Source organism: Vibrio campbellii CAIM 519 = NBRC 15631 = ATCC 25920 (assembly GCF_002163755.1).
GTDB lineage: Bacteria > Pseudomonadota > Gammaproteobacteria > Enterobacterales > Vibrionaceae > Vibrio > Vibrio campbellii.
Genome location: NZ_CP015863.1, coordinates 3,182,504 through 3,195,765, shown reverse-complemented (window position 1 = coordinate 3,195,765; position 13,262 = coordinate 3,182,504). Strand labels below are relative to the sequence as shown.

The following is a 13,262-nucleotide window of genomic DNA, read 5'->3' as shown; positions in this document are numbered from 1 at the left end:
ACTGCGCATCCACCGACACGGAGTGAGACGAAAGTCACACAGCGAGTCGAAAGAGAGAAAAAAGAATTTGAAAAAATGCTTGACTCTCAAAACGGAAAGCGTAAAATACGCACCCCTAACGACGAGGCGCTGAAGCGGCAAGTTAGTTAAAAAGCTCTTTAAAAATATAGACCTATCAATCTGTGTGGGCACTCGTTGATGATAATCCAATTAGAAGCTTCGGCTTCAAATTAGGTTTCAATGAAACGAAGTGACCATTGAATCGAAAGATTCAGCACAGTCAATTCAAACATTACTTTATGTAATGTTCAGTATTCATTGAGCCGAACAAAATCTTAAATTGAAGAGTTTGATCATGGCTCAGATTGAACGCTGGCGGCAGGCCTAACACATGCAAGTCGAGCGGAAACGAGTTATCTGAACCTTCGGGGAACGATAACGGCGTCGAGCGGCGGACGGGTGAGTAATGCCTAGGAAATTGCCCTGATGTGGGGGATAACCATTGGAAACGATGGCTAATACCGCATAATGCCTACGGGCCAAAGAGGGGGACCTTCGGGCCTCTCGCGTCAGGATATGCCTAGGTGGGATTAGCTAGTTGGTGAGGTAAGGGCTCACCAAGGCGACGATCCCTAGCTGGTCTGAGAGGATGATCAGCCACACTGGAACTGAGACACGGTCCAGACTCCTACGGGAGGCAGCAGTGGGGAATATTGCACAATGGGCGCAAGCCTGATGCAGCCATGCCGCGTGTGTGAAGAAGGCCTTCGGGTTGTAAAGCACTTTCAGTCGTGAGGAAGGTAGTGCAGTTAATAGCTGTATTATTTGACGTTAGCGACAGAAGAAGCACCGGCTAACTCCGTGCCAGCAGCCGCGGTAATACGGAGGGTGCGAGCGTTAATCGGAATTACTGGGCGTAAAGCGCATGCAGGTGGTTTGTTAAGTCAGATGTGAAAGCCCGGGGCTCAACCTCGGAATTGCATTTGAAACTGGCAGACTAGAGTACTGTAGAGGGGGGTAGAATTTCAGGTGTAGCGGTGAAATGCGTAGAGATCTGAAGGAATACCGGTGGCGAAGGCGGCCCCCTGGACAGATACTGACACTCAGATGCGAAAGCGTGGGGAGCAAACAGGATTAGATACCCTGGTAGTCCACGCCGTAAACGATGTCTACTTGGAGGTTGTGGCCTTGAGCCGTGGCTTTCGGAGCTAACGCGTTAAGTAGACCGCCTGGGGAGTACGGTCGCAAGATTAAAACTCAAATGAATTGACGGGGGCCCGCACAAGCGGTGGAGCATGTGGTTTAATTCGATGCAACGCGAAGAACCTTACCTACTCTTGACATCCAGAGAACTTTCCAGAGATGGATTGGTGCCTTCGGGAACTCTGAGACAGGTGCTGCATGGCTGTCGTCAGCTCGTGTTGTGAAATGTTGGGTTAAGTCCCGCAACGAGCGCAACCCTTATCCTTGTTTGCCAGCGAGTAATGTCGGGAACTCCAGGGAGACTGCCGGTGATAAACCGGAGGAAGGTGGGGACGACGTCAAGTCATCATGGCCCTTACGAGTAGGGCTACACACGTGCTACAATGGCGCATACAGAGGGCAGCCAACTTGCGAGAGTGAGCGAATCCCAAAAAGTGCGTCGTAGTCCGGATCGGAGTCTGCAACTCGACTCCGTGAAGTCGGAATCGCTAGTAATCGTGGATCAGAATGCCACGGTGAATACGTTCCCGGGCCTTGTACACACCGCCCGTCACACCATGGGAGTGGGCTGCAAAAGAAGTAGGTAGTTTAACCTTCGGGGGGACGCTTACCACTTTGTGGTTCATGACTGGGGTGAAGTCGTAACAAGGTAGCGCTAGGGGAACCTGGCGCTGGATCACCTCCTTATACGATGATTACTCACGATGAGTGTCCACACAGATTGATACGGTTTATAAAGTAAAAGAGATAGAACATCTCCCAAGATGTTCAACTTAGTGTCCCGTTCGTCTAGAGGCCTAGGACACCGCCCTTTCACGGCGGTAACAGGGGTTCGACTCCCCTACGGGATACCATCTTTAAACATTCTCTCTTGAGAGTTTTTAAAAATGGTTACTTCATAAGAAGTGATTAGCTCTTTAACAATTTGGAAAGCTGACAAAACAATCTTTAAGATTGTTTGTAAAGTTCTCAAAGTATTCTTAATTGAATACTCCAAACAACACATTCAAGTGTTCTTGGAATTTGAGTCCGGCAAAATCGAGTCTGCATCATGTATAAAAATTGCAGACAACTTTGGTGATTTGACTTCAACTCGAAACTCCTTCGGGTTGTATGGTTAAGTGACTAAGCGTACACGGTGGATGCCTTGGCAGTCAGAGGCGATGAAGGACGTATTAACTTGCGATAAGCCCAGATTAGGTAGTAAAAACCATTTGAGTCTGGGATTTCCGAATGGGGAAACCCACTAGCATAAGCTAGTATCGCTGCGTGAATACATAGCGCAGCGAGGCGAACCGGGGGAACTGAAACATCTAAGTACCCCGAGGAAAAGAAATCAACCGAGATTCCGAAAGTAGCGGCGAGCGAAATTGGATTAGCCCTTAAGCTTTTTATGCGTCAGGTGAAACTTCTGGAAAGTTGTGCGATACAGGGTGATAGCCCCGTAACCGGCAACGCATTTAAAGTGAAATCGAGTAGGGCGGGACACGTGATATCCTGTCTGAATATGGGGGGACCATCCTCCAAGGCTAAATACTACTGACTGACCGATAGTGAACCAGTACCGTGAGGGAAAGGCGAAAAGAACCCCTGTGAGGGGAGTGAAATAGAACCTGAAACCGTGTACGTACAAGCAGTAGGAGCACCTTCGTGGTGTGACTGCGTACCTTTTGTATAATGGGTCAGCGACTTATATTCAGTGGCAAGGTTAACCATCTAGGGGAGCCGTAGGGAAACCGAGTCTTAACTGGGCGTTCAGTCTCTGGATATAGACCCGAAACCAGGTGATCTAGCCATGGGCAGGTTGAAGGTTGAGTAACATCAACTGGAGGACCGAACCGACTAATGTTGAAAAATTAGCGGATGACTTGTGGCTAGGGGTGAAAGGCCAATCAAACCTGGAGATAGCTGGTTCTCCCCGAAAGCTATTTAGGTAGCGCCTCGGACGAATACTACTGGGGGTAGAGCACTGTTAAGGCTAGGGGGTCATCCCGACTTACCAACCCTTTGCAAACTCCGAATACCAGTAAGTACTATCCGGGAGACACACGGCGGGTGCTAACGTCCGTCGTGGAGAGGGAAACAACCCAGACCGCCAGCTAAGGTCCCAAATTACTACTAAGTGGGAAACGATGTGGGAAGGCTCAGACAGCCAGGATGTTGGCTTAGAAGCAGCCATCATTTAAAGAAAGCGTAATAGCTCACTGGTCGAGTCGGCCTGCGCGGAAGATGTAACGGGGCTAAGTAGTAAACCGAAGCTGCGGCAATGCACTTTAGTGCATTGGGTAGGGGAGCGTTCTGTAAGCGGTTGAAGGTGTGTGGTAACGCATGCTGGACGTATCAGAAGTGCGAATGCTGACATGAGTAACGATAAAGGGGGTGAAAAACCTCCTCGCCGGAAGACCAAGGGTTCCTGTCCAACGTTAATCGGGGCAGGGTAAGTCGACCCCTAAGGCGAGGCCGAAAGGCGTAGTCGATGGGAAACGGGTTAATATTCCCGTACTTCTTACAATTGCGATGGGGGGACGGAGAAGGCTAGGTGGGCCTGGCGACGGTTGTCCAGGTTCAAGTGCGTAGGCTGAGAGATTAGGTAAATCCGGTTTCTCTTAAGGCTGAGACACGACGTCGAGCTACTACGGTAGTGAAGTCATTGATGCCATGCTTCCAGGAAAAGCCTCTAAGCTTCAGATTGTAAGGAATCGTACCCCAAACCGACACAGGTGGTCGGGTAGAGAATACCAAGGCGCTTGAGAGAACTCGGGTGAAGGAACTAGGCAAAATGGTACCGTAACTTCGGGAGAAGGTACGCTCTCGACGGTGAAGTCCCTTGCGGATGGAGCTATTGAGAGTCGCAGATACCAGGTGGCTGCAACTGTTTATTAAAAACACAGCACTGTGCAAAATCGTAAGATGACGTATACGGTGTGACGCCTGCCCGGTGCCGGAAGGTTAATTGATGGGGTTAGACTTCGGTCGAAGCTCTTGATCGAAGCCCCGGTAAACGGCGGCCGTAACTATAACGGTCCTAAGGTAGCGAAATTCCTTGTCGGGTAAGTTCCGACCTGCACGAATGGCGTAATGATGGCCACGCTGTCTCCACCCGAGACTCAGTGAAATTGAAATCGCTGTGAAGATGCAGTGTACCCGCGGCTAGACGGAAAGACCCCGTGAACCTTTACTACAGCTTGGCACTGAACATTGACCCTACATGTGTAGGATAGGTGGGAGGCTTTGAAACTAGTACGCCAGTATTAGCGGAGCCGTCCTTGAAATACCACCCTTGTAGTGTTGATGTTCTAACGTCGACCCCTTATCGGGGTTGCGGACAGTGCCTGGTGGGTAGTTTGACTGGGGCGGTCTCCTCCCAAAGCGTAACGGAGGAGCACGAAGGTGGGCTAATCACGGTTGGACATCGTGAGGTTAGTGCAATGGCATAAGCCCGCTTGACTGCGAGAATGACAATTCGAGCAGGTGCGAAAGCAGGTCATAGTGATCCGGTGGTTCTGAATGGAAGGGCCATCGCTCAACGGATAAAAGGTACTCCGGGGATAACAGGCTGATACCGCCCAAGAGTTCATATCGACGGCGGTGTTTGGCACCTCGATGTCGGCTCATCACATCCTGGGGCTGAAGTCGGTCCCAAGGGTATGGCTGTTCGCCATTTAAAGTGGTACGCGAGCTGGGTTTAGAACGTCGTGAGACAGTTCGGTCCCTATCTGCCGTGGGCGTTGGAAGATTGAAGGGGGCTGCTCCTAGTACGAGAGGACCGGAGTGGACGAACCTCTGGTGTTCGGGTTGTGTCGCCAGACGCATTGCCCGGTAGCTAAGTTCGGAATCGATAACCGCTGAAAGCATCTAAGCGGGAAGCGAGCCCTGAGATGAGTCTTCCCTGATACTTTAAGTATCCTAAAGGGTTGTTCGAGACTAGAACGTTGATAGGCAGGGTGTGTAAGCGTTGTGAGGCGTTGAGCTAACCTGTACTAATTGCCCGTGAGGCTTAACCATACAACACCCAAGGGGTTTTGATGGACTCAAAGCAAGAACGAATTGAATGTGTAAGAACTGAAACAGCTTTCCGAATTAAAGAATTTGCTTGGCGACCATAGCGATTTGGACCCACCTGACTTCCATTCCGAACTCAGAAGTGAAACGAATTAGCGCCGATGGTAGTGTGGGGCTTCCCCATGTGAGAGTAGGACATCGCCAGGCTTTATTTCCCACTTGCTTATTTAATAAGCAAGTCACCATAAAGTTCTAAATTATTTTAGAGTTTTATGTTGACTTTCAAAGTGGAAAGCGTATTATACGCACCTCGCTTAAGTGCTAAGGCACTGAAAGCCAAGCTCTTTAACAATATAGACCTATCAATCTGTGTGGGCACTCGTTGATGATAATCCAATTAGATACTTCGGTATCAAATTAGGTTTCAATGAAACGAAGTGACCATTGAATCAAAAGATTCAGCACAGTCAATTCAAACATTACTTTATGTAATGTTCAGTATTCATTGAGCCGACAAAATCTTAAATTGAAGAGTTTGATCATGGCTCAGATTGAACGCTGGCGGCAGGCCTAACACATGCAAGTCGAGCGGAAACGAGTTATCTGAACCTTCGGGGAACGATAACGGCGTCGAGCGGCGGACGGGTGAGTAATGCCTAGGAAATTGCCCTGATGTGGGGGATAACCATTGGAAACGATGGCTAATACCGCATAATGCCTACGGGCCAAAGAGGGGGACCTTCGGGCCTCTCGCGTCGGGATATGCCTAGGTGGGATTAGCTAGTTGGTGAGGTAAGGGCTCACCAAGGCGACGATCCCTAGCTGGTCTGAGAGGATGATCAGCCACACTGGAACTGAGACACGGTCCAGACTCCTACGGGAGGCAGCAGTGGGGAATATTGCACAATGGGCGCAAGCCTGATGCAGCCATGCCGCGTGTGTGAAGAAGGCCTTCGGGTTGTAAAGCACTTTCAGTCGTGAGGAAGGTAGTGAAGTTAATAGCTGCATTATTTGACGTTAGCGACAGAAGAAGCACCGGCTAACTCCGTGCCAGCAGCCGCGGTAATACGGAGGGTGCGAGCGTTAATCGGAATTACTGGGCGTAAAGCGCATGCAGGTGGTTTGTTAAGTCAGATGTGAAAGCCCGGGGCTCAACCTCGGAATTGCATTTGAAACTGGCAGACTAGAGTACTGTAGAGGGGGGTAGAATTTCAGGTGTAGCGGTGAAATGCGTAGAGATCTGAAGGAATACCGGTGGCGAAGGCGGCCCCCTGGACAGATACTGACACTCAGATGCGAAAGCGTGGGGAGCAAACAGGATTAGATACCCTGGTAGTCCACGCCGTAAACGATGTCTACTTGGAGGTTGTGGCCTTGAGCCGTGGCTTTCGGAGCTAACGCGTTAAGTAGACCGCCTGGGGAGTACGGTCGCAAGATTAAAACTCAAATGAATTGACGGGGGCCCGCACAAGCGGTGGAGCATGTGGTTTAATTCGATGCAACGCGAAGAACCTTACCTACTCTTGACATCCAGAGAACTTTCCAGAGATGGATTGGTGCCTTCGGGAACTCTGAGACAGGTGCTGCATGGCTGTCGTCAGCTCGTGTTGTGAAATGTTGGGTTAAGTCCCGCAACGAGCGCAACCCTTATCCTTGTTTGCCAGCGAGTAATGTCGGGAACTCCAGGGAGACTGCCGGTGATAAACCGGAGGAAGGTGGGGACGACGTCAAGTCATCATGGCCCTTACGAGTAGGGCTACACACGTGCTACAATGGCGCATACAGAGGGCAGCCAACTTGCGAGAGTGAGCGAATCCCAAAAAGTGCGTCGTAGTCCGGATCGGAGTCTGCAACTCGACTCCGTGAAGTCGGAATCGCTAGTAATCGTGGATCAGAATGCCACGGTGAATACGTTCCCGGGCCTTGTACACACCGCCCGTCACACCATGGGAGTGGGCTGCAAAAGAAGTAGGTAGTTTAACCTTCGGGGGGACGCTTACCACTTTGTGGTTCATGACTGGGGTGAAGTCGTAACAAGGTAGCGCTAGGGGAACCTGGCGCTGGATCACCTCCTTATACGATGATTACTCACGATGAGTGTCCACACAGATTGATACGGTTTATAAAGTAAAAGAGATAGAACATCTCCCAAGATGTTCAACTTAGTGTCCCGTTCGTCTAGAGGCCTAGGACACCGCCCTTTCACGGCGGTAACAGGGGTTCGACTCCCCTACGGGATACCATTGGGTCGTTAGCTCAGTTGGTAGAGCAGTTGACTTTTAATCAATTGGTCGCAGGTTCGAATCCTGCACGACCCACCATTCTTCTCCACGAAGAATTAAAACTTATGTGGGCGATTAGCTCAGTTGGGAGAGCACCTGCCTTACAAGCAGGGGGTCACTGGTTCGAGCCCGGTATCGCCCACCATTCTCTAAGTATTTTTGGATAGGAATTCCAAACCACTTCAGTAAAACGTACGTGGTTAGAATTTTCGTCTCTGAAAGTATTTAGAAAATGTACTTCCTTGTGAAGAAACATAGCTCTTTAACAATTTGGAAAGCTGACAAAACAATCTTTAAGATTGTTTGTAAAGTTCTCAAAGTATTCTTAATTGAATACTCCAAACAACACATTCAAGTGTTCTTGGGTTTTGTCTTACTGTTTAAGTAAAACAAAACATATTTGAGTCCGGCAAAATCGAGTCTGCATCATGTATAAAAATTGCAGACAACTTTGGTGATTTGACTTCAACTCGAAACTCCTTCGGGTTGTATGGTTAAGTGACTAAGCGTACACGGTGGATGCCTTGGCAGTCAGAGGCGATGAAGGACGTATTAACTTGCGATAAGCCCAGATTAGGTAGTAAAAACCATTTGAGTCTGGGATTTCCGAATGGGGAAACCCACTAGCATAAGCTAGTATCGCTGCGTGAATACATAGCGCAGCGAGGCGAACCGGGGGAACTGAAACATCTAAGTACCCCGAGGAAAAGAAATCAACCGAGATTCCGAAAGTAGCGGCGAGCGAAATTGGATTAGCCCTTAAGCTTTTTATGCGTCAGGTGAAACTTCTGGAAAGTTGTGCGATACAGGGTGATAGCCCCGTAACCGGCAACGCATTTAAAGTGAAATCGAGTAGGGCGGGACACGTGATATCCTGTCTGAATATGGGGGGACCATCCTCCAAGGCTAAATACTACTGACTGACCGATAGTGAACCAGTACCGTGAGGGAAAGGCGAAAAGAACCCCTGTGAGGGGAGTGAAATAGAACCTGAAACCGTGTACGTACAAGCAGTAGGAGCACCTTCGTGGTGTGACTGCGTACCTTTTGTATAATGGGTCAGCGACTTATATTCAGTGGCAAGGTTAACCATCTAGGGGAGCCGTAGGGAAACCGAGTCTTAACTGGGCGTTCAGTCTCTGGATATAGACCCGAAACCAGGTGATCTAGCCATGGGCAGGTTGAAGGTTGAGTAACATCAACTGGAGGACCGAACCGACTAATGTTGAAAAATTAGCGGATGACTTGTGGCTAGGGGTGAAAGGCCAATCAAACCTGGAGATAGCTGGTTCTCCCCGAAAGCTATTTAGGTAGCGCCTCGGACGAATACTACTGGGGGTAGAGCACTGTTAAGGCTAGGGGGTCATCCCGACTTACCAACCCTTTGCAAACTCCGAATACCAGTAAGTACTATCCGGGAGACACACGGCGGGTGCTAACGTCCGTCGTGGAGAGGGAAACAACCCAGACCGCCAGCTAAGGTCCCAAATTACTACTAAGTGGGAAACGATGTGGGAAGGCTCAGACAGCCAGGATGTTGGCTTAGAAGCAGCCATCATTTAAAGAAAGCGTAATAGCTCACTGGTCGAGTCGGCCTGCGCGGAAGATGTAACGGGGCTAAGTAGTAAACCGAAGCTGCGGCAATGCACTTTAGTGCATTGGGTAGGGGAGCGTTCTGTAAGCGGTTGAAGGTGTGTGGTAACGCATGCTGGACGTATCAGAAGTGCGAATGCTGACATGAGTAACGATAAAGGGGGTGAAAAACCTCCTCGCCGGAAGACCAAGGGTTCCTGTCCAACGTTAATCGGGGCAGGGTAAGTCGACCCCTAAGGCGAGGCCGAAAGGCGTAGTCGATGGGAAACGGGTTAATATTCCCGTACTTCTTACAATTGCGATGGGGGGACGGAGAAGGCTAGGTGGGCCTGGCGACGGTTGTCCAGGTTCAAGTGCGTAGGCTGAGAGATTAGGTAAATCCGGTTTCTCTTAAGGCTGAGACACGACGTCGAGCTACTACGGTAGTGAAGTCATTGATGCCATGCTTCCAGGAAAAGCCTCTAAGCTTCAGATTGTAAGGAATCGTACCCCAAACCGACACAGGTGGTCGGGTAGAGAATACCAAGGCGCTTGAGAGAACTCGGGTGAAGGAACTAGGCAAAATGGTACCGTAACTTCGGGAGAAGGTACGCTCTCGACGGTGAAGTCCCTTGCGGATGGAGCTATTGAGAGTCGCAGATACCAGGTGGCTGCAACTGTTTATTAAAAACACAGCACTGTGCAAAATCGTAAGATGACGTATACGGTGTGACGCCTGCCCGGTGCCGGAAGGTTAATTGATGGGGTTAGACTTCGGTCGAAGCTCTTGATCGAAGCCCCGGTAAACGGCGGCCGTAACTATAACGGTCCTAAGGTAGCGAAATTCCTTGTCGGGTAAGTTCCGACCTGCACGAATGGCGTAATGATGGCCACGCTGTCTCCACCCGAGACTCAGTGAAATTGAAATCGCTGTGAAGATGCAGTGTACCCGCGGCTAGACGGAAAGACCCCGTGAACCTTTACTACAGCTTGGCACTGAACATTGACCCTACATGTGTAGGATAGGTGGGAGGCTTTGAAACTAGTACGCCAGTATTAGTGGAGCCGTCCTTGAAATACCACCCTTGTAGTGTTGATGTTCTAACGTCGACCCCTTATCGGGGTTGCGGACAGTGCCTGGTGGGTAGTTTGACTGGGGCGGTCTCCTCCCAAAGCGTAACGGAGGAGCACGAAGGTGGGCTAATCACGGTTGGACATCGTGAGGTTAGTGCAATGGCATAAGCCCGCTTGACTGCGAGAATGACAATTCGAGCAGGTGCGAAAGCAGGTCATAGTGATCCGGTGGTTCTGAATGGAAGGGCCATCGCTCAACGGATAAAAGGTACTCCGGGGATAACAGGCTGATACCGCCCAAGAGTTCATATCGACGGCGGTGTTTGGCACCTCGATGTCGGCTCATCACATCCTGGGGCTGAAGTCGGTCCCAAGGGTATGGCTGTTCGCCATTTAAAGTGGTACGCGAGCTGGGTTTAGAACGTCGTGAGACAGTTCGGTCCCTATCTGCCGTGGGCGTTGGAAGATTGAAGGGGGCTGCTCCTAGTACGAGAGGACCGGAGTGGACGAACCTCTGGTGTTCGGGTTGTGTCGCCAGACGCATTGCCCGGTAGCTAAGTTCGGAATCGATAACCGCTGAAAGCATCTAAGCGGGAAGCGAGCCCTGAGATGAGTCTTCCCTGATACTTTAAGTATCCTAAAGGGTTGTTCGAGACTAGAACGTTGATAGGCAGGGTGTGTAAGCGTTGTGAGGCGTTGAGCTAACCTGTACTAATTGCCCGTGAGGCTTAACCATACAACACCCAAGGGGTTTTGATGGACTCAAAGCAAGAACGAATTGAATGTGTAAGAACTGAAACAGCTTTCCGAATTAAAGAATTTGCTTGGCGACCATAGCGATTTGGACCCACCTGACTTCCATTCCGAACTCAGAAGTGAAACGAATTAGCGCCGATGGTAGTGTGGGGCTTCCCCATGTGAGAGTAGGACATCGCCAGGCTTTAAATTTAGACTTAAGGTCTAACCAGTGCGGAGCGGTAGTTCAGTTGGTTAGAATACCGGCCTGTCACGCCGGGGGTCGCGGGTTCGAGTCCCGTCCGCTCCGCCACTTATTTCAAAGACCTCGCTTTTGCGAGGTTTTTTTGAATCTACAATGTGATAAACTGTAGTTTCTACAGGGGTGTAGCTCCAATTGGCAGAGCAGCGGATTCCAAATCCGCGTGTTGGGAGTTCGAATCTCTCCACCCCTGCCATATTCAAGGCTCTGGTCAAAAGACTAGAGCCTTTTTCGTATTTGTATCTTAAGGCCAAAGCAGTGGATTCCCCTGATACTCCAAAACAGCGCGTGTTGGAAGTTGGGGGGCCAGCTCAGTCGAATCTCTGGAACGCCAGCCCGGTCCACTCCTGCGATATTTAAGGCTCTAGCAGAAATGCTGGAGTCTTTTTCGTATATGAAGAAAAGAATACCAGTCTAGTTGAAAGTGCACCTGATTCCCCTAAACCCAAAATAGCGCATGCTGGAAATGTGAATCCCAAGGGGAAAGGGTTTTGTTCATACCCTAATATTCACCCCTTCGAGGAGAGGTATCGACTCAGGGGAGACACTGAAAGCCTTCTTATTTACTCGTTCTAGCTATTTCCCTCTAAAGTAACCCAACGTTATTTCCTTATGAGCCATTAGAGGGGATGCCATAGGGGGAGTTTGTTTATTCGAGCTTATAGACCTTGTTATTCTCTGCGAGTTTTAGTTGCCCTTACCTCCCAGGCTAACAGTAATAAAAAAGCCCAGTACTTTCATACTGGGCTTCGTTATGAATTTAGCTAGACTTCTTAAAGAATACGTTTAAGTACCCCATCAGCTTTGATTCGAGTGATCTTGCGAACTAACTTCTGAACACTTACCGGGTAGTCTTCTACTTTTTCTAGCTGCTTGTAGGTGCAAATAAGCTGAGTATGTTCAAGAATGTTTGCCACTTCTTGTTCAAACTTATCTGTCATCTTGGCGTAGTTATCTTGTACCAATAGACCATTTTCTAGATCCAGTGACCATGCTCGAGGGTTCAAGTTATTACCAGTCATCAGCATGTAGCGCTTATCTACCCAAATGCCTTTTAGATGGAAACTGTTGTTATCGTGCTTCCAAAGGTGAATAGATAGCTTACGAGCAGCAATGCTAGCTTCATTTGCTTTTGCGAAACGACGTAAGTTGAGTTCGTATAGATATGGTAAGCCACCAATAGTCTTAAACTCTTCTTCAGGGGAGATGTAGAAGTCGTTAGCAGTTTTGTCACCAACCACTATTGTTACTTTTACACCACGTTTCATTGCACGTTTAACTTCACGATTAATTGCTTTCGGGAAGTTAAAGTAAGGAGTGCAGATAAAGATTTCGTTCTGAGCAGCAGCAAGTAGCTTAACGATTTGTTGATTGAGTAAATTACGACGCTTACCTAAACCGACTAATGGCGTCACATTCACTTCTTCTTCGCTAGCAATTTCTGGTTCAAACTCATAGTTTGCACGTGCAAGTGAAGAGCGAAGTTGGCGAATGTCAGCTTTGATTTCTTTGGTTTCAGGCTTATCTTTGCCGGCTAAGTCGTTGACTGCAGGATGAGCGATCATTTCGTCTTGAATGAACCTCACCATAGAGTCTGCTAACGTTTTATGCTGAATGACATGGTAGCGGTCGAAACGGTAACGATCGTTGTACTGAAGGTATACGTTGTTCAGGCTTGCACCACTGTAGATCACGGTGTCATCTACGATAAAACCTTTGAGGTGCAGCACACCAAACACTTCTCTACCACGCACTGGAATACCGTAGACAGGAATAGAATGTTGATATTTCTTTGCGAAGGCTTTGTACAGTGCAGCATTACCTTCTGACGACTCTGCGCCAATGAGACCACGTTGCGCTCGGTGCCAATCTACACAGATATTGATGTCCAATCCAGGATTGCGCTGCTTCGCTTCATAGAGCGCTGTGAAAATTTCACGGCCAGCTTCATCATCTTCCAGATATAGAGCGACTAGGTAAATTCGCGACGTTGCTTTGCTGATCGCTTCAAGAAGACGAGTTCTGAAAGTATCTGCTGCATGCAGAACTTCAAAGTCTTCAGGCTTAACTGCGAGACTTGGCAACTGTTCGAATGGGTTCCTACTTACTATCATACCGGTGTGAGTACCTTA

At 49.1% G+C, this 13,262-nt stretch carries 1 protein-coding gene, 6 tRNA genes and 6 rRNA genes; 12 read left to right on the top strand and 1 reads right to left on the bottom strand.

Annotated features, from left to right (window positions below; translation table 11 throughout):
* The first annotated feature begins 337 nt into the window (after nucleotides 1–337).
* The 12 genes from A8140_RS15365 (at nucleotide 338) to A8140_RS15305 (ending at nucleotide 11,326) form a co-directional block, all read left to right on the top strand.
* Nucleotides 338–1,890, top strand: a 16S ribosomal RNA gene (locus A8140_RS15365).
* Between the two features lie 91 nt (nucleotides 1,891–1,981).
* A tRNA-Glu gene (locus A8140_RS15360) sits at nucleotides 1,982–2,057 on the top strand.
* A 261-nt stretch (nucleotides 2,058–2,318) separates the two neighbouring features.
* Nucleotides 2,319–5,208, top strand: a 23S ribosomal RNA gene (locus tag A8140_RS15350).
* 87 nt (nucleotides 5,209–5,295) lie between these two features.
* Nucleotides 5,296–5,412 (top strand): 5S ribosomal RNA (rrf, locus tag A8140_RS15345).
* Nucleotides 5,413–5,728: 316 nt separating this feature from the next.
* Nucleotides 5,729–7,281: ribosomal RNA gene (locus A8140_RS15340) — 16S ribosomal RNA — on the top strand.
* 91 nt (nucleotides 7,282–7,372) lie between these two features.
* A tRNA-Glu gene (locus tag A8140_RS15335) sits at nucleotides 7,373–7,448 on the top strand.
* Nucleotides 7,449–7,450: 2 nt separating this feature from the next.
* A tRNA-Lys gene (locus A8140_RS15330) sits at nucleotides 7,451–7,526 on the top strand.
* A gap of 30 nt (nucleotides 7,527–7,556) precedes the next feature.
* Nucleotides 7,557–7,632, top strand: a tRNA-Val gene (locus tag A8140_RS15325).
* 347 nt (nucleotides 7,633–7,979) lie between these two features.
* Nucleotides 7,980–10,869, top strand: a 23S ribosomal RNA gene (locus A8140_RS15320).
* Between the two features lie 87 nt (nucleotides 10,870–10,956).
* Nucleotides 10,957–11,073, top strand: a 5S ribosomal RNA gene (rrf, locus tag A8140_RS15315).
* The 16S, 23S and 5S rRNA genes sit together here with 6 tRNA genes alongside, the layout of an rRNA operon.
* Before the next feature lie 31 nt (nucleotides 11,074–11,104).
* Nucleotides 11,105–11,181, top strand: a tRNA-Asp gene (locus A8140_RS15310).
* Between the two features lie 68 nt (nucleotides 11,182–11,249).
* A tRNA-Trp gene (locus tag A8140_RS15305) sits at nucleotides 11,250–11,326 on the top strand.
* 577 nt (nucleotides 11,327–11,903) lie between these two features.
* On the opposite strand, the gene pssA is transcribed toward A8140_RS15305, so the two are convergent.
* Entirely contained in the window at nucleotides 11,904–13,244 is a 1,341-nt protein-coding gene (gene pssA, locus A8140_RS15300; RefSeq protein WP_005536636.1) for a CDP-diacylglycerol--serine O-phosphatidyltransferase, read from the bottom strand.
* Nucleotides 13,245–13,262 lie beyond the last annotated feature (18 nt).